Source organism: Acinetobacter shaoyimingii (assembly GCF_011578045.1).
Classification (GTDB): Bacteria; Pseudomonadota; Gammaproteobacteria; order Pseudomonadales; family Moraxellaceae; genus Acinetobacter; species Acinetobacter shaoyimingii.
Genome location: NZ_CP049801.1, coordinates 249818 through 273049, shown reverse-complemented (window position 1 = coordinate 273049; position 23232 = coordinate 249818). Strand labels below are relative to the sequence as shown.

General features: G+C 35.1%; 21 protein-coding genes. 6 read left to right on the top strand and 15 right to left on the bottom strand.

Features of this window, described 5'->3' with window-relative positions; translation table 11 throughout:
- Positions 1 to 8: 8 nt before the first annotated feature.
- Positions 9 to 1307, bottom strand: a complete 1299-nt coding sequence (locus G8E00_RS01245; RefSeq protein WP_196781997.1) for an FAD-dependent oxidoreductase — start codon at positions 1305 to 1307, stop codon at positions 9 to 11.
- 774 nt (positions 1308 to 2081) lie between these two features.
- Entirely contained in the window at positions 2082 to 2954 is an 873-nt protein-coding gene (locus G8E00_RS01240) for a pirin family protein (protein WP_166221472.1), read from the bottom strand.
- Positions 2955 to 3255: 301 nt separating this feature from the next.
- Between G8E00_RS01240 and ycaC the strand changes: the two genes are divergently transcribed.
- Together ycaC and G8E00_RS01230 are read left to right on the top strand one after the other, a co-directional pair.
- Positions 3256 to 3885: an isochorismate family cysteine hydrolase YcaC gene (gene ycaC / locus G8E00_RS01235; protein WP_166221470.1), complete on the top strand. Its 630-nt coding sequence runs from the start codon at positions 3256 to 3258 to the stop codon at positions 3883 to 3885.
- 206 nt (positions 3886 to 4091) lie between these two features.
- Positions 4092 to 5015 carry a LysR substrate-binding domain-containing protein gene (locus G8E00_RS01230; RefSeq protein WP_166221468.1) on the top strand — a complete coding sequence of 308 codons (924 nt, stop codon included), beginning with the start codon at positions 4092 to 4094 and terminating at the stop codon, positions 5013 to 5015.
- A 149-nt stretch (positions 5016 to 5164) separates the two neighbouring features.
- Here the strand turns inward: G8E00_RS01230 and ahpC are convergent, their stop codons facing one another.
- Both ahpC and G8E00_RS01220 read right to left on the bottom strand, forming a co-directional pair.
- Positions 5165 to 5728 (bottom strand): alkyl hydroperoxide reductase subunit C, encoded by a 564-nt coding sequence (gene ahpC / locus G8E00_RS01225; protein ID WP_166221466.1) that lies wholly within the window; start codon positions 5726 to 5728, stop codon positions 5165 to 5167.
- 120 nt (positions 5729 to 5848) lie between these two features.
- Entirely contained in the window at positions 5849 to 6247 is a 399-nt protein-coding gene (locus tag G8E00_RS01220) for a winged helix-turn-helix transcriptional regulator (RefSeq protein ID WP_166221464.1), read from the bottom strand.
- A gap of 225 nt (positions 6248 to 6472) precedes the next feature.
- Between G8E00_RS01220 and G8E00_RS01215 the strand changes: the two genes are divergently transcribed.
- From G8E00_RS01215 to G8E00_RS16460, 3 genes are all read left to right on the top strand, one after another.
- Positions 6473 to 7381 (top strand): SDR family oxidoreductase, encoded by a 909-nt coding sequence (locus tag G8E00_RS01215; RefSeq protein ID WP_196781996.1) that lies wholly within the window; start codon positions 6473 to 6475, stop codon positions 7379 to 7381.
- A gap of 68 nt (positions 7382 to 7449) precedes the next feature.
- A complete protein-coding gene (locus tag G8E00_RS01210) occupies positions 7450 to 8082 on the top strand; it encodes a nitroreductase family protein (protein ID WP_166221462.1) in 633 nt (210 codons plus the stop codon).
- 331 nt (positions 8083 to 8413) lie between these two features.
- On the top strand, positions 8414 to 8536 hold the full coding sequence (locus G8E00_RS16460; RefSeq protein WP_264821286.1) for a hypothetical protein: 123 nt from the start codon (positions 8414 to 8416) through the stop codon (positions 8534 to 8536).
- A 619-nt stretch (positions 8537 to 9155) separates the two neighbouring features.
- On the opposite strand, the gene G8E00_RS01205 is transcribed toward G8E00_RS16460, so the two are convergent.
- From G8E00_RS01205 to G8E00_RS01190, 4 genes are all read right to left on the bottom strand, one after another.
- Entirely contained in the window at positions 9156 to 9872 is a 717-nt protein-coding gene (locus G8E00_RS01205) for an XRE family transcriptional regulator (RefSeq protein WP_166221460.1), read from the bottom strand.
- 179 nt (positions 9873 to 10051) lie between these two features.
- Positions 10052 to 13282 carry a GapS6b family protein gene (gapS6b, locus tag G8E00_RS01200; protein WP_166221458.1) on the bottom strand — a complete coding sequence of 1077 codons (3231 nt, stop codon included), beginning with the start codon at positions 13280 to 13282 and terminating at the stop codon, positions 10052 to 10054.
- A 15-nt stretch (positions 13283 to 13297) separates the two neighbouring features.
- Positions 13298 to 13642 carry a GapS6a family protein gene (gene gapS6a / locus G8E00_RS01195; protein WP_166221456.1) on the bottom strand — a complete coding sequence of 115 codons (345 nt, stop codon included), beginning with the start codon at positions 13640 to 13642 and terminating at the stop codon, positions 13298 to 13300.
- Positions 13643 to 13709: 67 nt separating this feature from the next.
- On the bottom strand, positions 13710 to 13916 hold the full coding sequence (locus G8E00_RS01190; protein WP_166221454.1) for a helix-turn-helix domain-containing protein: 207 nt from the start codon (positions 13914 to 13916) through the stop codon (positions 13710 to 13712).
- A gap of 102 nt (positions 13917 to 14018) precedes the next feature.
- Between G8E00_RS01190 and G8E00_RS01185 the strand changes: the two genes are divergently transcribed.
- On the top strand, positions 14019 to 14498 hold the full coding sequence (locus tag G8E00_RS01185) for a hypothetical protein (protein WP_166221452.1): 480 nt from the start codon (positions 14019 to 14021) through the stop codon (positions 14496 to 14498).
- Positions 14499 to 14505: 7 nt separating this feature from the next.
- Here G8E00_RS01185 and G8E00_RS01180 read toward each other — a convergent pair whose 3' ends face one another.
- The 7 genes from G8E00_RS01180 to G8E00_RS01150 all read right to left on the bottom strand — a co-directional run bounded on the left by G8E00_RS01180 (position 14506) and on the right by G8E00_RS01150 (position 23153).
- Positions 14506 to 14982 carry a protein kinase gene (locus tag G8E00_RS01180; RefSeq protein ID WP_166221450.1) on the bottom strand — a complete coding sequence of 159 codons (477 nt, stop codon included), beginning with the start codon at positions 14980 to 14982 and terminating at the stop codon, positions 14506 to 14508.
- A complete protein-coding gene (locus G8E00_RS01175) occupies positions 14975 to 16978 on the bottom strand; it encodes an integrase (RefSeq protein WP_166221448.1) in 2004 nt (667 codons plus the stop codon). The genes G8E00_RS01180 and G8E00_RS01175 overlap by 8 nt, the downstream gene beginning before the upstream one ends.
- Positions 16975 to 18555: a site-specific integrase gene (locus G8E00_RS01170; RefSeq protein ID WP_166221446.1), complete on the bottom strand. Its 1581-nt coding sequence runs from the start codon at positions 18553 to 18555 to the stop codon at positions 16975 to 16977. The genes G8E00_RS01175 and G8E00_RS01170 overlap by 4 nt, the downstream gene beginning before the upstream one ends.
- Before the next feature lie 4 nt (positions 18556 to 18559).
- Positions 18560 to 19732, bottom strand: a complete 1173-nt coding sequence (locus G8E00_RS01165) for a tyrosine-type recombinase/integrase (RefSeq protein ID WP_166221444.1) — start codon at positions 19730 to 19732, stop codon at positions 18560 to 18562.
- Between the two features lie 218 nt (positions 19733 to 19950).
- Complete coding sequence (gene ssb, locus G8E00_RS01160) at positions 19951 to 20514, bottom strand: single-stranded DNA-binding protein (protein WP_166221442.1); 564 nt, start codon at positions 20512 to 20514, stop codon at positions 19951 to 19953.
- 50 nt (positions 20515 to 20564) lie between these two features.
- On the bottom strand, positions 20565 to 21929 hold the full coding sequence (locus tag G8E00_RS01155; RefSeq protein ID WP_166221440.1) for an MFS transporter: 1365 nt from the start codon (positions 21927 to 21929) through the stop codon (positions 20565 to 20567).
- A 138-nt stretch (positions 21930 to 22067) separates the two neighbouring features.
- Positions 22068 to 23153, bottom strand: coding sequence for a DUF475 domain-containing protein (locus G8E00_RS01150; protein WP_166221438.1), 1086 nt, complete (start codon positions 23151 to 23153; stop codon positions 22068 to 22070).
- Positions 23154 to 23232 lie beyond the last annotated feature (79 nt).

The window sequence follows — 23232 nt, the reverse complement described above, 5'->3', positions numbered from 1 at the left end:
AAATGGCATTAATACCCCAGTTGAGGCGCAACTTCAACTTTCGGTTTTAAACCCACAAATGGGATTGGCGCACCAAAAATACGAGCCACATCCATTGCAGAAGTCACCGCAGATTCTAAGATGGGTAAACCTTCACATGACCATGAACCACAGAAGAACACTTTACGGTTATTTTCCAAATGGCGCTTTTTCAATTCAGCATGCAAACTCAACGTATTGGAATCCACCACTGCACGTGTCAATTTCACTTTTGAGATAATTTTCTTCGGATCGATATCGACAACAGGTTTCCAAGTTTGGAACACAGGTGATTTACCCACAAGACTTGGTTCAATGGAGTTCAACCATACTGAAAAATGCTGATGGGTAAATTTACGATCCATCATATAACTGAGTACGCACCAGTCTTTACGTTTGGCAGGCATCACAATTGGATCGGTGTGAATCACCAACTCACCTTGTTCAAATCTAAATTGTTTGAGTAATTCAATATCTTCAGCAAATTGTTCTTGGTTTAAAAACTCTTCAATTTTGGTGGTTGGTGTTGCTACGACAACACGGTCGAAAAGATCTTTAAAACCTTGATCATTTTCAACATAGACCTGCTCACCCTGTTCTTCAACCTTGGTGATAGGCGAACCACTATGAATTTCAATCCCATCGATCAATTTATTGACCAAAGCAGGTGTCCCACCTTGAATACGCAATAATGCGTCACCATCAGTCAATTGACGTAAAAATACCAATAATGGCTTTGCAGGCCACTGCGCTATCGTTTCAGGTTCACAGGTACAAATGGTATAAAGCACTGGCATAACTGCGCCATGCCAAAACACTTCTTCAATCTGATTTTTCTGCGCAAATTCACCTAAAGTAATATCTTGATGTTTAGATTTAAAAAATTGATTTAAAGCAGTTTTGAGTTGTAATAAACCTTTCACCAATCGCCATCCATACTGTTTAATCCCCTTGCGATTGTTAATAATCGGGAAGTTACCAATACGCGTACGAGAAGTCGTCAGCCACGTTTCTATTTTGTCTTCAAATAACCAACTACATGACATATAGGTACGAACAGGAAATGTATTCAAACCTAAATAAGTCGCTAAACTCAGCGTATTGCTCCATAACATCGGATTCATAACACGCAATGGCGAGTCGATAATACCGCCTTCATATTCTAGGCTATAGCTATCCATACCTCGCCCAGGGAGCGCTTCAAAAATAGTGATCTGATGTCCTGCATCTTTAAGAATTCTTGCAGTAGCAAGCCCAGCCATGCCACTACCAATCACTGCAATTTTCAAAATTATTATCCAAGAGTTAACCATTTTTTTTATTATGCTCGAAAATCTTAAAAAAACGGTTATTAAAAACTGCCAGATTTCCAACTTTATCAGATCAAATTTTAACCAAAAATTCAATTGTCCGATAAACAACCAACAATTGCACACGTACCAACCAGTTAAAGGTATTGATATTTTTGAATTTTTTAAAAATATCTTTAAAAACAAGCTAGATATTTTCACCATTTATTTGAAATGAGTATTTACAAGTCAATTATTTTGCATTACTATAACCGCACAAAACGAGAACTAGATCACATAAAACAATGATAATTAACGTGATTGAGGAAAAATATAAATAGAAATTACAGCGTAAAAGAGTCTCTGTTGTGTGGGATAGAGGCTCTTTTTTTTTGTCTCTAGAAAATCGGTAGAAAATAAGCTCACATTTCATCCAATTTTAAAAACACACATGCATTATTAAGACTGACTAAATATTTCAAAATAAAACTTCAAATGGATTTATTTTTTTATTGATATATTCGATGCCCTTCCAATGATTTGTAAGAAATAGTTTGAACTTAAAAATTTAATGATGTTGTTAACAGAATTTAAAATTCGATCATTGTTTTGTTTTTTAAATTTTTTAACAAATGGTCAAATTCATACACATTTAAGCAGTATATAGACACTCAAAAACCAATAAAAATGGCAGTCTAAACTGCCATTTTCGTGATGAGATTGAACTGTAAATTGAAACCTGCAATACATGAATACAAATCTAAAATTCATGCTCTAAGCTGAAACAGGTATTTCACCAAATTTACCCGAATTGAAATCATTAAAAGCTTGAATAATTTCGTCTTTGGTATTCATGACAAATGGACCATAACCTTGAATCGGTTCATTGAGCGGTTTACCTGTAAGTACCAAAAATTTTGCATCTTGAGTTGCTTCAATGCTGATTTCAGCTTCACCATCATTGGCAAACATCACAATAGAATGATCTTGAACTTTTTGACTATCATTCAACAGCATTTCACCTTTCAATACGACCACAAGTGCATTGTGATCGACGGGCACATGAATGGTATGACGATGACCAACCTGTAATTCTCCATCCCATACATTGATTGGGCTAAAAGTAGATGCGGGTCCAGTCTGATCGTGATATGAACCTGCAATCACGCGGATATGCCCTGTTCCATCCAAATCAATTTTTGGAATATCTTGAGACTCAATCGCTTGATATTTAGGCTGTGTCATTTTATCAGCAGCTGGTAAGTTGACCCACAATTGCACCATTTCAAAAAATCCGCCTTGTTCAGCAAATTTTTTGGCGTGGAATTCTTCATGCACCAAGCCTGCACCCGCAGTCATCCATTGCACATCACCCGAACGGATCACACCACCTCCACCGCTTGAGTCTTTATGTTCAACTTCACCTTGGTAAGCCACGGTAACAGTTTCAAAGCCACGATGCGGATGAGAACCGACACCATGTTGGGCTGTAGTCGGCTCAAAATGATAGGGTGCAGCATAATCCAACAATAAAAATGGGCTAATGGCTTGACCTAAACGATCATACGAAAATAGATTTTTAACAGGGAATCCATCACCGACCCAATGCATATGTTGATTACGATAAACGCCAATAATTCTTTTCATTTTCATCTCCTATCTCTAGGGCTTAACATGTGCTCATTTTAATTTTTTTAAAGACTCGTACCTAGCGCTAAACCGACATACTGCATCTCATCACTAGGACAATCATCATATTTTCAGTGTCTTTTTCAAGCATTCTTTTATATTTCAAGGCTTTTTAAAATTATCTTATTTATATGATTATCTTTCTCGTGTTTAGGGCTTAACCCTTTAGTCATAACCTTCTAGGATGAAACACTCAAATATAAAATGTATTTGAATTGAAAAATAAAACTCCCCAAATTTAGAGTAGAGGAATTCAATCATGGGTAAACCTTATGTACGGTTAGATAAAAATAATGCAGCCGTTTTATTGGTCGATCATCAAACCGGCTTGCTTTCTTTAGTTCGTGATATTGATCCTGATAAATTTAAAAATAATGTGTTGGCTTTAGCTGCTGCAGCAAAATATTTCAACCTTCCAACGATTTTGACCACCAGCTTTGAAGATGGTCCAAATGGCCCTTTGGTTCCAGAATTGAAAGAGATGTTCCCAGATGCACCTTATATTGCCCGTCCAGGTCAAATTAATGCATGGGACAATGAAGACTTTGTCAAAGCAGTCAAAGCAACAGGTAAAAAACAACTGATTATTGCAGGTGTTGTGACTGAAGTCTGTGTCGCATTTCCGACACTTTCTGCACTTGCAGAAGATTTTGAAGTGTTTGTGATTACTGATGCTTCAGGAACGTTCAATGCATTGACACGTGACTCCGCATGGGATCGTATGTCAAGTGCAGGTGCTCAACTGTTGACTTGGTTCGGCGCTTCATGTGAATTACACCGTGACTGGCGTAACGATATTGAAGGTCTAGGTGCGTTATTTGGTAGTCATATTCCTGACTATAGCAACTTGATCAACAGCTATGTGCAAAACACGTCGACAAAAAAATAATGCTTTGAGCTAATGTTTTTCAGTTCTTAGCTATATGTGAATGAGCGATCTTAGGATCGCTTGTTTCATAAAAACAGCATATCGATGAAAATTATGCTACCTTCACATTTTGAAGCAATCTCCGCCCCAAAATAATCATGATTAAAATAAATAATTTTTACAATTTGGATGAGCAGCTTGCACAAATTTAAATCCAGAGGTGATCAATGCATTCATTTGACGACTACTATTATTTTTATCTTGTTGTGAAATATGGTGGCTTTAGTGCTGCAAGTGAAGTCAGCAACATCACCAAATCGAAACTCAGTCGTCGTATTTTAGACTTAGAAGCAAAATTCAATGTCACGCTTATACAACGCTCTACGCGTCATTTTAAAGTAACGCCTTTGGGTCAAGAATTTTTTGAAGAATGCCAAAAAGTGATTGAACAGGCCGATGCCGCGCAAAATGTACTGATGAAGCAAAAAGTACTGCCTCAAGGTTTAATTAAGCTAAGTTGTCCACCTGTGATGATGGAATATCAAATTCGTCCTTTATTGATGCAATTTTTAAAAGATCATCCCAAGGTTGACGTTGAAATGGAACTCACCAGTCGCCGCGTAGATGTGTTACATGATGATATTGATTTGGCTATTCGTACCAATTTTGAAGCCAATGAAGACTCGAGCATTATTGTCAGAGATGTGATTAAAACCACGCACTGTCTGGTTGCCAGCCCAGAACTACTGCAAGGTCGTCAAATTGAATTGGTCACTGAGCTTACAGAATTTCCAAGTATTGTCTTGGGCACGCAAAAACAACAATATCACTGGCATTTGCATAATTTAGAGCGCCAAGAAGAAATTGATATTCACTTACAACCCCGTGTGAAGAGTAATGATATTGCAGGGGCTTATTATGCTGTGCTCGATGGTTTAGGCATTGCAGATTTACCGTATTTGACGGTTGAAAAAGATATTGCTGAAGGTCGTCTGATTCACTTATTACCTGACTGGTGCTCCAATATCGGTACGGTGCAATTGGTTTATGCATCCCGTAAAGGACAACGTTTGGTGATGGAAAAACTGGTTGATCATCTGGTCGAAGGCATACGCAGCAATGCACCGCAAAGTCTGGGTTATCTCATATAAAACAGTCATTATTTTCAAATTGAATCCATATAAAAAATCCAGAACGAGATCGTTCTGGATTTTTTGGATTTAAAGATCAATCTTGCTGGCTAGGTCGTGGCTAGCTGGAACAATCTTTAACTGTTCATATCATCAGATCATTACAGATCTTAGATCTTACCTACTAGATCAATAGATGGTGCTAATGTTGCATCACCTTCTTTCCATTTAGCCGGGCATACTTCACCTGGGTGAGCATGAACGTATTGTGCTGCTTTTAATTTACGAAGTAATTCAGAAGCATCACGACCAATACCACCCGCATTGATTTCTACGATCTGAATTTTACCTTCAGGGTCAATCACGAAAGTACCACGGTCTGCAAGACCATCTGCTTCAATCAAGACTTCGAAGTTTTTCGCTAAAGTCCAAGTTGGATCGCCAACCATTGGATATTCGATTTTCTTAATTTCTTCAGAAGAATCGTGCCAAGCTTTGTGTGTGAAATGCGTGTCGGTTGAAACTGAATAAATTTCTACACCCATTTTTTGGAATTCAGCATAGTTATCAGCAAGATCGCCTAATTCTGTTGGACATACAAAGGTAAAGTCTGCAGGATAGAAGAACACCACTGACCATTTACCCATCATATCTTGATCAGATACTTCAATGAATTCACCATTTTTGTATGCTGTTGCTGTAAATGGTTTGACTTGAGTGTTGATTAAGCTCATTTTAAATTCCTTCGTGTCATTCATAGGATTGCTTGTCTATGCAGTTAGAATACGAAAAAATTTAAAATCGGTAAAACAGTATGTTTTTATAAAAATAATCGATTTTTTGAATTTATTATTTTATTCATTTACTTGATGTTGTTCTAAGCTTAAAACCCGATGCTGTTTACCCCATTCCACCATCTTTACAATCACTTCATATAAATTTTTCCCAGATTCAGTCAAATCATATTTGGTGACACTTAAGTTATTTTCAGTCAGTTGAATCTTGCGAACCACACCATTAATTTCTAACTCTTTTAATTCCTTAGAAATCATTCGAGGTGTAATGCCTTTAATCAAACGTTCGATATCATTAAAACGGCGTTGTTCAGCCAAAAGCGTACAGACGATTGCGAGCTTCCATTTGCCATTAATCACATTTAACGCATCTTTCAGCGCCATTACAAAAGCAATGCTACAAGCGTCTTTTTCAAATTCATCTTTCTCAAAATTTATTATTTGTTCTTCAGTGATCATGCTTTAAAAATCCCTAGAAAAGAACACTACTATACTCATGTATAGCCGTATTTAACTATCAAAATGTATAGCTAAATCAAGATTGCCCTCTCTAAATTTAGCATTAACATAGACTCACATCACAAATAAAAGCTTGATCTGAAATGAGGATTTTATGAATTCCATAACAGATCAAATCACAATCAATATTTATATATCAAGTCATTCATTTGTTTGGATTGTTGAATGTTATACCAAACAACACGTGATCTAGTGAACATAGAGAAGAACATCATGATTTTAGTTACAGGTGCTACAGGTCATTTAGGATCGAGCGTAGTGCACCATTTACATCATTTAGTGCAAAAAAACGAGTTTAGTGTCCTTGCTAGAAATCCAGAAAAAGCCCAATCGCTGATAGATCAAGGTATCGAAGTCAGAATGGGAGATTTTAATGACATTGAAACGCTTATTCAGGCATTTAAAGGCGTTGAGAAGTTATTACTTATTTCGACTATGGAAATGAACCGTTTTGAACAGCATCAAAATGTCATTGATGCTGCAAAAATCGCTGGTGTAAAACATGTGGTCTATACTGGACTCGCAATTCAGGATATCGAACGTTCTGGAGTAAAAGATTTAATGATCAGCCACTTCCAGACTGAAGCTTACTTACAAAAAAGTGGCTTAGATTACACGCTTGTACGTAACAGCATGTATGCCGATGCGATTCCCGTGATTTTAGGACAAAGCATTTTTAAAGATGGCATTTTACTCCCTGGTGGCGATGGCAAAGTCCCTTATGCGCTTCGTGAAGAAATGGGTGAAGGATTGGCTCGTTTACTCGTACAAGAAGGTCACAACAATAAGATCTATCATTTCACAGGGAGTAAAGCCTATTCTTATCAGGATATTGCACGAGAACTCAGTGAACTCACTCAAGCAAATATGCACTATCAAAACATTGAAGATGACACTTTCGAAAAACTTCTCAATGATATCAATATGCCTGAGTTTTTAGTCTATTTAACCAAAGGCACTTTATACGACATTAAGCATCACCAGTATGAAATTCAAAGCCAAGATTTAGAAACAATACTGGGCAGAAAAACCAAAGATTTGCATGGCATGCTCAAAGTGCTCTACCCCATCTAACCCTTAAAAATTAAAAAATTAAAAATTGAATTCCTTTATTGATCACATTCACATTTACAGGTAAATACATGATTTTATTAGATGCATTACAGTGGCGTTATGCCACCAAACGTATGACAGGTGAAAAACTAGAACAACATCTGGTCGATCAAATTTTAGAAGCTGCTCGCTTGGCGCCGACATCAGCAGGCATTCAGCCTTTTCATATTTTCGCCATTTCCAGCCCAAGTATTAAAGAAAAAATTGCGCCAATAGCACTGAATCAGCCTCAAATTACTGAATCCTCACATCTGTTGGTGTTTACTGCATGGGACAAAATGGATGATGAGCGCATCCAGCAAATTTACGACTATACCAATACTCAACGTCAACTTCCTTTGGATACCACAGTAGATGTCGTGAATGGACTAAAACAGCTTTTTTCAACCTTTACTGAGGAACAGCAACATCATCATGCGGCAAAACAAGCGCATATTGGTTTTGCCATGGCGATAGCAGCGGCAGCTGAACTGGGTGTTGATGCAACGCCAATGGAAGGTTTTGATAAAGATGCTTTGGACGAATTCTTACAACTGAAGTCGAAGGGTTTGAAATCCGTGGCCTTAATGGCATTGGGTCGTCGAAAAGTCGATGAAGATTGGTTGGTGAACTTGAAAAAAGTTCGTCGCCCTCGTGAAGAGTTTATTACTGAAATTAAGTAAGAGCTTTAATCAAAAGCCATAAAAAAGCCTCCGTATGGAGGCTTTTTTATATGAATGACCGTTGAATTAAAATGGAAATGCATATACAATTAAATATAAGCAATAAAATTCAATTACTTATAATTTATTTTTATGTTTTTGTAAAGTTAATCGCTATTTAATTAATCTTGATTCCAGTTTCTTGGCGTCTTCTAATTTCTATCTTTACAAAAGTAACTTAAATAAAAATATCTAAAATTATCTAACTTTATCTTTTTTATATCCAGAAATGTTTTCTTTATAACTTCTATGATTCTTATCACTAGATAATCACTTTGATAGGAGAAATAGAATGTCTAGAACACCTAACGATGATCGCTCTGATAGCATCAATCCTAATAATGATGCCTATTGGGATTCTCTTGATAACCATTCAGATCAATTAAATCCAAACAATGATCGCTACCAAGGGTAAAGTATTATGCAAATAGGAGATTTCGATCTCCTATTTGTTTTAGGGACAGCAATGTATTACTCAAAAGATAAGGACATCAATGCATACGTAAAGCGACTAGTGAAACATAAGAGCTTTCGTATTATTAGCGGTAAAAAACACGATCAACTTTGTATATTCGGACAGCGTAAGTTAGCGATACCTTCCACTCCGAGTAAACAGAGAAGTTATATTGAATTTAAAAATACTGTTAAGCGCATTCTAAGAGAACTAGGAATCGTAAATTATGAAGCAATACTGTGATGATCCATTCTTGGATAAGCTGTTACATAAAACTCAGAAGCTTAAAAAAGGGAGTTAATACTCTCTTTTTTTAAATTATTAATAGACGAAAGGGCAGCAAAACTTTCGTTGACTGCCCTTTCTTACCCACCCCTAACCCTTAATTCATAGACTTAGTTTTCGGGACTTTCGTTTCCTATTCTGTTTCCAGAATCTAAATCTATGCCAGAATGGATTTTACCCTCGCGTTACAGGAGCGAATTGGCTGATCTGTAAGGCTCAGGCGGTAAAATCAAGTAAGTCGATTACGACTCATTGTGAGGCTTTAGGTGCCTACGACCTTGAGGTTTACTTTAAATTACCAAGTTGCAGGAAGCACTTCAACTTCTTTTACTTGATAACCATTCATGACTAACGAATTTAATAATAGGTAATCGATAGTAAAATAATTAATCAAGTATTCTTCATTTACTAAAGACTCTTCACGATAGTTACGTACAAATTGAATTAACTCATTAATATCTAAAGGCTCTGTAATCTCAGCTAAAAAATTTGCACTCACCTCATGATGGGCTGGATGATTGTTATTAGGCTTAAATGTGATTAATTTCTGAATTACACATCTAAATTTGTTATCACCTTGATCATGAATAGATAAGATAGCTTGTGCATCTTTTCGTTTTATACGTCCTTGATAGTCTCGTTGGGGATTTATAAATTTTTCACGTAAAATCACTTTACCTTCAACCAAAATAAACTTTATTGGAAAAGACTCTTCAGTACCATTTTCTTCTTCCAACTGAATTTCTTCTTCAGACTTATGCACCTGATAGAGTTGTGAGGTAACTTTCCTAAGTTTATGACCATATAAATCTAGAAGAGGCTTTATTTGATCTTCATAAGCTAATTTTACCCCATTCTTCCAGTCACTTACTTGTGATTGGCTACTCAATCTACACATCTTTTGTATGCTGATTTGAGTATGACCATTATCCAAAGCAATTCTGATTAATTGCTTTGTCAGTTTGAACTTTTTACGAGGAGCTTTAGGTTTTTGCTGTAATTGTTCACTCATTGTGACAACCGAATCTAATTTAATCAATAAGTTAAATATAAGTGAAAAGTAACTATAAACAAGTGATAGAGTTAAGATAATTTAAGATATTTCCAATCTAAAAAACACTCTCTATTTAACGAAGTGAACAGCCATCGGCTTTGTAGAAGTAATTGATTACCAGTTGGATCAACTCACTTTCATACATCATTCATTAAAATCTCAATTCTTTCATTAATATAAGCTATATTTAAAAAGTTCCCTACAGCATACTGACCAAGAAAATTACAGAATATTTTGAATAAATATTCTGAAAATCTTATCGAATCAATCACTTCAATAATCACTGTCGCTAGACGATCTTCTCTAGATGTCCCTGAAATGCTTTGCATACATTTATTGATACAGGCAAAAATTAGGTTTTCTAATGACGTTATTTCTATCAAGTTATTTTTTTTCAAATATTTGCAAAGTGTTAGTTTTAGAATAGCCGATAACACAAACAAAGCTTGCTCGTAATTATTAAAGCCCAAAGGGGTTTCATTCAATAACTTCGTTAATAATATCCAATCATTTGAATCTGTTGATTTTGCTAGTTGTATTAAGTCTTGATAGCCATAAACAGTAAAAAGCCCAAAGTTCGACCATTGAATCATGGATATTTTACGACTCTCAAAGTCCATATAATTTCCAATAAAGCTCAAGAAATCATGTAATTTTACAACCTTAACATCATCCTGCTTAACAAATATTGTCCTCAGTGCTGAATCCAAGCATAACCAAGGAATATCATTTGCAATTGAAAGTCTTAAAGTAGATAAAACTGAAGGACTCAAAATATCTCTTATTTCATTGGCAAAATCAGGTAAATCAATAATATTTGGAGAAATTACTCTAGAATGACTAAGTAGATCGTTTAGTTGATCAATAAAAGATGCGTAACTAGTTGAAATAGTATTCGCATCTGTTTTTATTAAGGATCCTTCTGAAAAAGCTATAGATAAAAATTGCTCATCAGTAACCTTATTTATCCATGAAGAAATAACATCAAAAGTTTCCTTGGTAAGAAAAACTTTAATTCCTGCTTTGATTAGTGCCTTATGGTTATCATTGAAACATAAATAAGTGAACGAATAGGCATCTAATACAAGTGCATCACAAGCTACCGTATTACCAATAGGATTAGATAAACAGAAATTTGCTTTCTTATTCTGCAATATTTTTAAAACAGTCTCAAACTCATCATTGTTTTTAAATAAGCTACCTTTTATATACATTGATAGATCAGGATTAGAAATCAACTCTTCTGTAGTATCATCTACAGAAAAGCGTTTTAAAATTTCTTTCATATCCTCTACGACAAAACTATCCCTAACCTTAAATGGATAAAAAGTAAAATCTGAAGAATTATGTCTATTATCATTCGTTATTTGTAATGCTATCTGGAAAATAGTTAAATAAATTGGTTGTTTCTCAATTAATTTTATCTTTTGATAATTTACAATACGTTCCTCATCAATATCCATTTCAAGCAAAGAAATACCTAAATTACAATTGGCATTAACAAAATGTGAGCAATCAAAAAAGTCATCGGAAACAATCAGTTTTTGCTTTCGTTCACCTTCATCTTCATAAATTATACCCGCATGAATATTTTCATATACTAAATCACTTACAAGCTCTTTTTTATTAGCAATTAGGGAAAAATGCATATTACACAAATAAGGAGCAACAAAATTAGGCTCCATCAAAAACAATTTCGTTATTAACTTTTCTGCATAAACAGAATCAATTTCTGTGTAAACCAAATAGATAAATCTAAAAATATTTTTAGCTCTTGGTGTTAAAATCTTTTCAGGAATATCATCTAGTATTTTTCTTGTTTGATCAACACTTTCATGTTTCAAGCTTAAAAGTAAATAATCCAACCAAATATTCAAACTATCCTTATAATAATCAATAATTCTAATATAATCTTTTTTTGAATTTACATAATCCCCTACAACATCATAATATCTCGCTCTCAATATTAAGAAGTCAGGATTAATACCATCAGAATCAATATTTTCTATATGAGAATTTAAAGTGTCATATTTTTCTAAATTCATTAAAGAATAAAGATAATATAAATAAATCCTTGATTGAGAAGGTTTCTTGGAAATAATTTTTTCCAATAATTTATTCGTATTCAAAAATTGCTGTTTTTTAAATACGAATAAATTATCACAAAGGGTAATTATATAGAATGGGTGTATGCTTCTAAATTTCCTTTCTTTATAATCTAAAAACTTAGAAAATTCTTCTTCAAACTCATTAACATTTTTTTTATCTTTAAAAACAAAAGATTTTAAAACTAAAGTTAATAAATCTTTATCAAATTTATTCTCATCTTCAACTTCCCCACATTGAGAAATCCATTTTATTAAGACCCTAAAATTAATTTTATTTAAAGTTAGTGCATTTAGACAAAGAGTAGCTTCTTCCAAATTTAAGGGTTTTAAATCATTTATTTTACTCAATATATCCTGATTAATTTCTACATTTTTTTCTGAGTAGTTTTCTAGAGCATCAGCAACTTCACTACTTATTGGTCTAATAACATTAATGAATTTTACAGCCACATCCAAAATATTACAGATTGAAAAATTTGATTTAATAACAAGGTTAATCAATAGTCTCAGAGCATTCTGACTAATCTCACTCTCATCCTTAATTAATTCAAGAAACGAAGAAGCTATTAAAAAAAATTCTTCAACAATGTTTTCTTCTAAATACTCTAATGGTCTATCCAGCTTATTCAATAGCTTGTCATATGAAATTACCAACTTAAGAATTTTTAAATTTTTATCATCATCTTTAATTTTTTCTAATACGACTAGAGCCTCTTCTCTCTTTTCTACTCTAGCTAATCCTCTAGCCAAAAATAATAACCCTAGTTCATCTAAAACCAGTATTTTTTTAGAAAAGGTTTCGTTTAACTCATTTTCATCAGCGAAATAACGAAGCTTAATGTTCTCTAAATAATCAGATCGATCTTCTGAAAAATTATTATATACCTCTAATGCTTCACTCTCAGAAGTTAAATAAGTCATTTCTACCAAAATCGATTTATAAAGATCTAAGAATTCTGGCGAACCTAAACGTATTGCTCTTTTTATAGTATTTAAATCACCGTCAACTTTTAGACTTCTTTTGGAATTTAGGTATATAGTAAATACGTCCAAAAGCTCAACAACTTGTGCCGATTTCGAAGGTATATGAATATTTGATTCTAGCTGGCTTTTTGCCTTATCAAATGATCCAATATTAATCAAATAATATAAATTATAAGCAACTTTGACAAAATCAATTGCCTGTATTGATTGGACAATCTTATCACCAGCTACATTATCACCCGTTCCAAAATGTTCCTGCTTGACCGATTCTGTCATAGTGCTTTCCAAAGTTTAAAGATCTGATTTATATGTCACATTTTTATCGCCCGCTACATTATCACCTGATCCTGAATGGATCTGTGTGACCTGTCTCACCGATTGATCAAGTTTAATTGTCTTTAGCATCTCTATTAATTTTTCATTCTGTTCAAGCTTTTTGGTGAGACCTTTCTCACTATAATCTTCAAGATCAGAGATTTGATTAATTTCATCTACTACTTTCTGTGCAGTAACATCATCAATTAACCATCCTTTAACTTTTGTCTTAAAGTTATCTAATGTCAGTTTTGCAGATGTTTTAATAATGTCATACACCACTCCTGATAAAACAGTTGCAGTAATTGAAAATGGCTCCATTAGATTTCCCTCAATTATAAATTTATAAGCTATTTTATATTGTGATTTTTATCATTTTTTCAATGGTTTATGGAAGTAAATTTTTAGGTGAAGTTTCTAAAACTTTTGCCAATTCATAAAGTTTCTCTAAAGTAATATTTACTTCACCACGCTCTATACGTCCCATATAACTACGATCTATATTACAGAGCAAAGCAAGCCTTTCTTGAGATAGATTTTTTAGTTTTCTTTGTTCGCGAACCTTCAAACCAAAAGAAACTGTAAGTTCTGACATATTTTGAATCAACTGCTCAAAAAACAGAACTATCACTATTTGAGGACTATATATCCACGGCTTATAATCCTCTTTTATTGTAAATTTGAAGCGTATTTAACCATGCAACTTCTTAAAATGCCTTTATTCGAGGTACTTCTCCCTGTCATCGAATCAAATTCAATTCATGACTGGACTGCTAATGATTTTTGGAAGCAAATGAAATTGTCTAAAAAAGAACGTCATCGCTTTAATCGTCAACGTATGTACCGGATATTACGCAAACTTGTTGAATTAGGTTTTTTAGAGAAAGAGTTAAACCAGCACCATCCTAGATTTTCTCTTTTTAAAGAAACACCTAAAATCAATGAAATCAGATTCTTAAATAAAGAAGAATCTGATGTTTCTAAAATCAAGTTAGAGGAAGCAAAAGTCAGTTCTGAAATTATTTTTTTAGAAAAACAAGTTGAAAAATATAGAAAACTAGAACTAAGTTTTCCGAATATCTCAAACAAGATATATGATGCGAAAACGGTATGCTCATCCCAACTTCTTGAGTTAAAAGCGTATCGCTCTGCTCTTCAGAGCGTTATCGCATCTTAGATAAAGATCAAATCCGTCCCGACAAGGGGATTTCTTTATCAAATTCTTTCAGAGTCTTTTCGGTAGTTGTGTGACTTGGTAAGGCTGTTTTAGGATGAACAGGCTTATCAACATCACTCACTTGAATACCTTTTTGACGAATATGATAGGCTATTTGTTGCCATCTCTTTTTCCATTTAATTTCTTTTTCTTGGAAAGAATTGAGTTGTATCTTTAACGATTCTATTTCTGTTTTTAATTCCTCGACAGTTTTACCCAAATCTTCTTTTGAAGTAACTCCGCCATTTGATAAAGATTGTTTAGCTACATCGTAAGCTGCTTTTATTTGAGGCTTAGCTTGCATGGACTGACGAGAGAATTTGAATCTATCCTCTAAAATAGCCCAAGTTAATTTAGATCCAAAATGACCCAACGCCCATTTGTTTAACTCACGAATAATTCTTTGCTCATCAACTTCTGTCATACGCTGAAACTTACTAGACATTTGAAAGTTCCTCTAAATAAGCTTTTGGGTCAAATTCAATTACACCATTATCTTCTAGCTGCTTTGACAAAACATTAATTTTTTTATTGTTGTGCAACTCCCAATCTAGACTTTTCTTCACCCGATTGGATTGCTTTTGTTGCTGGACTGCTTCTTGAGCATGTACAGTAATAGCAAGAATACGCTTTTGTTCCTCTAAACGACGCTTATCATCTTTAACCCATACATAATCCTTACAGTCAGCAGAACACTGTAAATGGCGCTCACAGGGCAATTGTGAGAAATTATGAATACATAATCCAGTCCCAACATCGTGTACCGCTTGAACCCTAGCCGCTAATACAGCATCTTGGATATTGATTGGAAGATTAAAAATCTGCTCAGCTAACCTGCCTCCAGCTTCACCATTTTTTAATTGTTCTCTTATGATGAGAGCTTTCTTTTCAGGACTAGTATGTTGATAAGCTTTTGTATCTTGAGGATCTGAGCGACCAAACCATTCAGTTTGTATAAGATCAGATAAACCACCTTCATCCAATATAGTATTTAGAGTATGCCTAAAATCATGGGTAGTGAATTCAGGAATATTTTCTAAACCTACATATTGAGCTACTAAATCATCTATATACCTTAAGAAATTCGTAAGCATAGAATGAGAACACTCTACTGTTAACCAGTAAGCTTCACTTTTGCCACCAGACATTGTGTAATAGCGTAAAAACATTAGATCGTGCAAAAAATACTCTTTACCGAATTGATCAATATGGAATGGAGAAAGACTCTTTGAATTAAAATTGTATTCACAATATTTTTTTAGTCCTGCACGAGTTGTATAGCATATTGGATAAGTAGGTTTGCGCCCCGCAGTAGTTAACTTTTCATGATCAGGGAATACCAAACTTTCTTTAGTCAACCTACTCGTACAATCTAAAATTTTTGGATTAATATCCAATTCTATTAAGTCCGACTTATAAAGTTTATCTGGGCAATTTTTTAAAAATCTAAGATCTACAGTTTGAGATTTATGCATCTCAAGAGCACTTTCTCTGCATTTTTCAGTAAGAGTTTGAATTTCTGAAATAACGCCACTTAGTAACTCTAAAGTTTTCGAAGGAAGCCACAATTTTCTTTTCGGAGTAAAAGTATTACCTTTAGATGCTTTTCTAGGGAAATACTCTAAATAGGGTACACCATCTTCATCAAATTGAATTTCTTGATTTGGCAATAAAGAAAGCTCTGAAAATCTCCGCCCCGTACAAGCAAAGAAAGTTAATAACAGTATATAAAAACGATATTTATGATCTTTTGGTACATTTTGATATAGCTGTCCTAGCACTTTAAACACCACTGGAGCTAATACTTTTTCATTGGTTACTAAAGTAGCTGGATCATCTAGTCGTTTAGTACCAACAGCATTTACTGACTTTGGTCTTTTTTGTTTGGAATATTTGTAATTAAGTAAGTTTTTACACAAACCATTGGCATCAAGGTGGCCTGCAAATTCCGCAACTAACTTGTGAAAATTGTAGGCTGATGTTTCTGAATAATCTTTTGAAATTTCATCACAAGCATGATCCAAATCCTCTCTCGTAAGATTGTAAATAGAGGCCTTACGCTGATTAACAAAATAAGCGATATAACCTACAACTCCTATAAAACCTCGTTGATTTGATAAGTTCTGTTGCTTGGAATGTAGTCTTAACAAAAATAATGCTTTTGCTAATTGCTCCCAATCTCCTCCAATGCGTTCCCCACCTAATTTCGGGGGATAAATAAAGCTCATTTTAATTAAAAAGTTGTTTCTTCCACTTTGTTGTAATAAACGTCCACTTGTTATTTCCCAAACCTCTTCCTCCCATTGAATAATCTCAACACCATCTAATTTTAATAATTTTGCTTTGGCAACAAGATTATTAAAATTCACTTGTCTATCGATTTGTAGGCTTGTTAAGAAGGGAATAACTTTTGATTTTCTTAAAACTTTTCCAGTTCTCATACATATTCCTTCTTACAAGCTTCTGCTACCTGTGCTACAGCAAAAATAACTTCATCTAACTGGATTCCTAAACGAGCATTTTCATATTTTTCTAAACGCTCATTTCTACTGTTCAGTAGACTCTCAAGTACGTATTCATGGTCAGCATGTATATAAGGCTGGAATTTTGGGCATAAGTAACATGAAAAGGGAGGATCTAGATGACATATATTTGATTCACCACATACTCCAATATCTTTAATGCCATCCTCAATCATATCCCCCTTAAAAACCAAATGCTTTTCAGGATTATCACCATTAATAGCATTTTCTAAAGAGTCAATTATATGACCAGAGAAATAGCTAAGATATTGAGAAAAGGCTTTTGCAATTGCTTTATCTAGCTGAATAACAATTTTACCTGCTAGCTCAAAATATACGTGAACATGCTGAGTATCTGTATGGTCCAAGATTCTAGCTAAAGCTGCCTTACTAATGCCCTCAGCCGCTAAACCTGTTGCAAGGGTATATCGAAGCCTTCTAGCTGTAACATACATTAACTCCTTTGTCAGAGGAGAAATAATATTATGCCTTCTTACAAACCCTTTAATTAAAGAGGTAATCATCGAAGAGGAAAAGTTATAAGCATTCTCATAATCGCCAGATAATATCGCTGCCTCGTTTCCATTTATATTAAAAAAGAGCGGCTGAGGATTTTGGAGCTTTTTACCCCCATGATAAAGAACAGCATAGTTCTTCTCATTATTCGCTCTAATCAAATCATGAACATGCTGTGCGAAAGCTGGATCAAGAAACTCTTCTTTGTAATCATCGCGCGGATTTACTAACCTCTTTTTAATGCGAGGGATTTTTAAGACATAAACAGGATCATCTGATTCTGGTGTTAAATTAACAACATCAGAATGTCTTAAATAAGTTAGATTAGCTGGATTTCGACCATAAGCAATTGAAAGAGCAACAGCAGCTTTCTGTTGTAAATGTATAAGTTCTTGACTCTGATCTTTTTTTAAGGCCTGAATTAGCAAAGGAAGTTCCAAACTATGATTTAAAGGTCCTGAGTCTGGATCCTCCATCCTTACAGCTTCTCCTTTCGGATTCCCAGGAATAGACATCGTTTCTAAAATACTGGCATAAGCTGTTGAAAAACCTAACTCAGGATAATGCTCAGCTCCATACAAATACCATTGTATCGGTCTATATAACGTCCAGAGTTTGTGCTCTGCACGACCTAAATTAATCGCACTTTCAACTACTGAAATTAGAGTTTCTTCAATATCTTGAGCAGAATTTATAACTTCAATATTGTTTCGGAAAAATTTTGCCCAAATATCCTGAAAATGCTGTAAACCGGCATGAGTAGATACTTTTTCAATTTTTTCTATGACGAAAGATTTTAATACCCACTTAAAATTTTCATTTGGAATTTTAGAAAAATCTAATTTAGAACTAGAGATATCAATAGCATATGGTAAGTTCCACAAGTCACTTACTGTATTTACCTTTTTTCCTTCACGACTAATAATAAAATCAGGAATATCTCTCCAACCATTCTCATTAGAAAATAAAGCCTGCTGCATAGTTTTAGATTCCAAAAATCTCACGCTGATATTGTCCTAAATATTTATTAGCTTCTAATTCTGTTTCTTTGAATGTATAAACATCTTGTGAGGACAACGAACTATCCCCCCTCAAATATGCTAATGCTTTTTTTCTATTGTCTTCTTCAACACCAGCATCTCTTAGTAAACGCTCCATTGAAGATGAAAAAGTATGCCTTAAAGTCTTTGGACTGAAATTAGGAGGCACTAGTTCAACATATTTTCCTTTCAAAATTTGAAAGTATTGAGTAATTGAGGCTAGTGAAAGAGGTTGTCCATCTTGATTAAGAATTAAGTAATCCCACTCAATAGAAGTTTGATTTCTCTGATCTAACATCTCTCTCCACTTTGTAATATAGATATCTAACTCTTTCGCAAGAGCTTTATCATTAATTGATAATGTTCGTCCATTTCTCTTAATTTGAGGTCTCTGCTTTCTCTTATCATTAGCATCTGGTGGACGACGATGCACTCTTATAGAAGATATTCCTCCAAGCTGTATATCTTCCACTCTTAAGCTTAAAAGCTCTCCTGGACGCAATCCAAAAGAAAGCATCAACATCACCATAATATAATTTCTATACTCAATGGGATTTTGACTTTCCTTTTGGGGCTTAACCAACTTAATAAGATTAGATTGCTCACTACTACTTAATCCTTTACTAAGGCTTTTATTAGTTGGTGAGGAGTTTATAAAGCAGTTATCAAGCAAGTAGTTAAGCCTTGTCTTATATGTGATGTAATATTGATAATTATTTGATGTAAAAGGTAGAGTCCCAATATATAGTTCAATATACCAATTTAAAAATTGTTTAATCGTGATGAGTCTTTGATTAAACGTATCTGGTTTGACTGCAATCTTGATCTTCTTATGTCTTTTTTCATGATCCTTTCTTAGAAATTCTGCAAGACTTCCTGTAATTTCAGCTTCAGTAAAAGGTTTCTTCTGAATCAGTCTTTCATATAAGTCAATATTTTGAATGTAGAACCATTCATATAATAATTTTATTTCTCTTAAGTTCCTGATCAATGTATTAGCACTTGCTTTCCTTTTGGAAAGAATAAACTCATTTGGTAAAGGTATTGGCATACCATCATCATCAAGAAGTATAGGCAACAATTCTCCAGAATCATGCAAGATTACCTCTACACCCATCTCATAAACTTCCAACCTTGATACATTCTTTTTAGCACACTATCTTAACAAAATAAATTATATATGCACTTTTAATTTAACATTTTCTATAGTTGAAAAAATAGCTTCTCTTATTAACAAAATAAAAGAAGCTATTTTTACACCTTAAGTCTTTGAATTGAAATTATTTTCAACTCAAAGAATCATTAATAACTTAACAAATCATATTTATATATGATCTAGAACGGTAAATCATCATCCAAATCAGCAGGTGCTGTTGCCATAGGCTTAGCAGGTTGTTGCTGAGGTTTAGGAGATTGGAAACCTTGATTCACATTGTTGTTGCCATAACCACCTGGTGCTGCTTGGTTGTTATAACCACCTTGTTGACCATAACCACCATTTTGGTTGTTATTGTTGAAACGAGGTTGTTGGAAACCACCTTCACCCGCACCATCATTTTGCTGACGGTTTGAGTCTAGCATTTGCATTTGTTCACCACGGATTTCTGTGGTGTAACGCTCTTGACCATTTTGATCTGTCCATTGACGCGTACGCAATGAACCTTCAATATAAACTTTAGAGCCTTTACGCAAATATTGCTGAGCAATTTCGCCTAAACGGTTGTGCAATACAATTCGGTGCCATTCTGTTTGTTCTTTTCGTTCACCCGAATTTTTATCAGTCCAAGATTCACTAGTTGCAATAGAAAATTGTGTGAGAGAACCACCATTCGGAAATGTTTTAGTTTCCGGATCTTTACCTAAAGTACCAACTAAAATAACTTTATTTACGCCACGCATGTGCTTTAATCTTCCTATTCAATCTATGTTTTACTTTATAAGAGTTATGATTAAATGGCTACCTCTTTACCTAACAAGTGCGATAAATGTTGTCGCGCTGCATCATCAATTTGTTGCTTATCGACCTTAACATAGGCGACTTGTTGATCAGACATCACCACGACTTCTTCAATACCACGAATTGATAGCAACTGAGAAGTCCATTCATCTGTTTCTTTTAATTCAGGTAATTTGAAAACTAAAGACGATAAATAGCGTGGTTGAGATAGACCAAAACTTATCAATAACCAAACAATAGCAATTGCCGTTAAAATTCCCCACCCGAGTGCAGTATTGTTGAGCATGATCAGCTGCCCACCTAAAATACCGCCACAAAATGCCCCTAAAAATTGCCCACTGGCATTGACACCCATTGCGGTTGCTTTGGATTGAATTGGTGCTGCCTTAGACAACCAAGAAGGTAAAAGTGCTTCCATCACATTAAAAGCAATAAAAAATAATCCTAGTCCCAGTAGCAAAATATATTTGGACTGGTAACCAAAAATTAAAATCAATAAACCTGCAATGATTCCGCCAATGGCCGTTAAGAAAATGCCACGCATTTTGCGATATTTCTCAGCCAATATAATACTTGGGAAAGCAAAAAATAAGCTAATTACCAACAAAGGCAAATACACTAAACCATGTTGTGACAGTGGAATTTTGGCAAAGTCAATCAACTGAGATGGCACATAAATAAACATCGCAGTCAGTAGCAAATGTAATGCAAATACCGATACGTGTAGACGATTTAAATCACGCATTTTCAGCACTTGTTTAAGCTGCGTGAGATAGCCTTGTTGGAAGTTTTTATGATGACGTGTAGTGGATGGCACTAAAAACAACATGAGGATTGCCAATAGCCCCATACATGTCGTTACCCAGAATAATCCTGAAATTCCGACAAGGCTAGTCAGCCAAGGTCCTAAACTAAATGCCACCACAAAAGACAAACCAATACTCATGCCCATGATCGCCATGGCTTTGGTTCGGTTTTCTTCACGAGTGACATCGGCAAGCAACGCCATCACCACCGCAGAAACAGCACCACCACCTGCGATTGCCCGCCCGATAATCACACCATAAATACTGTCTGACATGGCCGCCACTGCACCCCCTAAAGCGAACAATAACAACCCAAGTACAATAAGGGGTTTACGACTAAAACGATCTGCGATCAAGCTAAATGGAATTTGTAAAATGGCTTGGCTTAAACCATACACCCCGACAGCTAAACCAATGAGTGCAGGCGTTGCATATTGATACGATTGTCCCGCAACTGAAAATACAGGCACAATCATGAACAGTCCCAACATTCGCAGTGCAAAAATACTGCTTAACGCAAAAGTTGAGCGACGTTCTAAGGCATTCATCATATCAATGGCTTTATCAAAAATGGCGATCTGGAGATATGCACATCATCTCATATCAGGATCAGCTTGTGGAAAATACGGCGTATAAAAAAGGACGCAATTCATGCGTCCTCTATTATATCTATTTTTTAATAAAAACAATCAACCGAGGCGTTCTTGTCGTTTACGGTATTGGATGGATGCAATCACCGCCCAAACAATAAATGCTACACCAATCAAACCTGTAACAACTTCAGGAACATGCACACCTGTACCACTTGCAAGCATGATGAATGCTAGAGCGCCAATGGCATAATGCGCGCCATGTTCAAGGTAGATATAAGCATCAAGCGTACCTTTATCGACCAAGTAAATGGTCATGGAACGAACAAACATCGCACCAATCGCCAGACCGAGCATGATAATCACTACATCTGAAGTAATAGCGAAGGCACCAATCACCCCATCAAAGCTAAATGAGGCATCTAAAACTTCTAAATAGATAAACCCGCCCAGACCTGCTTTGATTGCACCAGTTGGCGCACCGCTTGCATCATGACCAATGGCATTACCCTGTTCATCTACTTCAGGTTCACCACCGAGCATATGACTCAGCACTTGAACCCCAATATAAATCACGATACCCCAAATACCTGCCATGGTCACCGCTAAACGAGAAGCTTCATCAATATTGGCTGCCATAATTAACAGTGCAATCAATGCCAAGAACACAGACATTGCAGGCACATTGGCAAGATTCGCTAGACGACGTTCCAACCATTTAAACCAGTGCGTATCCTTACCTTCATCCAAAAAGAAATTGAGGAATACAAGCAGTAAGAATGAGCCACCAAAAGCCGCAATTTCAGCATGATGGGCAATTAGACGTGCTGAATAATTTTTCGGATCATTCAATGCCATATTTACCACTTCCATCATGCCCATGTCTGCGGTTACAGCAACGATCACGATTGGGAAAACAAGACGCATACCAAATACAGCAACCAAGATGCCCACGGTTAAGAAAATCATTTTCCAAAAATGATCCCAACCACGAAGCACGGATGCATTCACCACAGCATTATCAAACGAAAGCGACACTTCCATGACTGCCAGAATTGCAGTAATGGTGAGCGCTGTAAACATGGTCTTTAAACCTGCTTCTGGGCCATGATGAAAGCCCCAATACGCAGAAATACCTAGACACACGATCGTAAAGATGATTGAGAAACCAAAATGTTTCATCATAACGAATCGACCTATGAACAATTATTGATATAGAGAATTCTGTAAAACAAAAGAATTAAAATTTGTGCGTCAATTATGA

Coding starts and splice junctions, on each gene's coding strand:
- G8E00_RS01240 (WP_166221472.1), bottom strand. CDS start 2,954: ATGAAAAGAATTATTGGCGTTTATCGTAATCAACATATGCATTGGGTC.
- ycaC (WP_166221470.1), top strand. CDS start 3,256: ATGGGTAAACCTTATGTACGGTTAGATAAAAATAATGCAGCCGTTTTA.
- G8E00_RS01230 (WP_166221468.1), top strand. CDS start 4,092: ATGCATTCATTTGACGACTACTATTATTTTTATCTTGTTGTGAAATAT.
- ahpC (WP_166221466.1), bottom strand. CDS start 5,728: ATGAGCTTAATCAACACTCAAGTCAAACCATTTACAGCAACAGCATAC.
- G8E00_RS01220 (WP_166221464.1), bottom strand. CDS start 6,247: ATGATCACTGAAGAACAAATAATAAATTTTGAGAAAGATGAATTTGAA.
- G8E00_RS01215 (WP_196781996.1), top strand. CDS start 6,473: ATGTTATACCAAACAACACGTGATCTAGTGAACATAGAGAAGAACATC.
- G8E00_RS01210 (WP_166221462.1), top strand. CDS start 7,450: ATGATTTTATTAGATGCATTACAGTGGCGTTATGCCACCAAACGTATG.
- G8E00_RS16460 (WP_264821286.1), top strand. CDS start 8,414: ATGTCTAGAACACCTAACGATGATCGCTCTGATAGCATCAATCCTAAT.
- G8E00_RS01205 (WP_166221460.1), bottom strand. CDS start 9,872: ATGAGTGAACAATTACAGCAAAAACCTAAAGCTCCTCGTAAAAAGTTC.
- gapS6b (WP_166221458.1), bottom strand. CDS start 13,282: ATGACAGAATCGGTCAAGCAGGAACATTTTGGAACGGGTGATAATGTA.
- gapS6a (WP_166221456.1), bottom strand. CDS start 13,642: ATGGAGCCATTTTCAATTACTGCAACTGTTTTATCAGGAGTGGTGTAT.
- G8E00_RS01190 (WP_166221454.1), bottom strand. CDS start 13,916: ATGTCAGAACTTACAGTTTCTTTTGGTTTGAAGGTTCGCGAACAAAGA.
- G8E00_RS01185 (WP_166221452.1), top strand. CDS start 14,019: ATGCAACTTCTTAAAATGCCTTTATTCGAGGTACTTCTCCCTGTCATC.
- G8E00_RS01180 (WP_166221450.1), bottom strand. CDS start 14,982: ATGTCTAGTAAGTTTCAGCGTATGACAGAAGTTGATGAGCAAAGAATT.
- G8E00_RS01175 (WP_166221448.1), bottom strand. CDS start 16,978: ATGAGAACTGGAAAAGTTTTAAGAAAATCAAAAGTTATTCCCTTCTTA.
- G8E00_RS01170 (WP_166221446.1), bottom strand. CDS start 18,555: ATGCAGCAGGCTTTATTTTCTAATGAGAATGGTTGGAGAGATATTCCT.
- G8E00_RS01165 (WP_166221444.1), bottom strand. CDS start 19,732: ATGGGTGTAGAGGTAATCTTGCATGATTCTGGAGAATTGTTGCCTATA.
- ssb (WP_166221442.1), bottom strand. CDS start 20,514: ATGCGTGGCGTAAATAAAGTTATTTTAGTTGGTACTTTAGGTAAAGAT.
- G8E00_RS01155 (WP_166221440.1), bottom strand. CDS start 21,929: ATGATGAATGCCTTAGAACGTCGCTCAACTTTTGCGTTAAGCAGTATT.
- G8E00_RS01150 (WP_166221438.1), bottom strand. CDS start 23,153: ATGATGAAACATTTTGGTTTCTCAATCATCTTTACGATCGTGTGTCTA.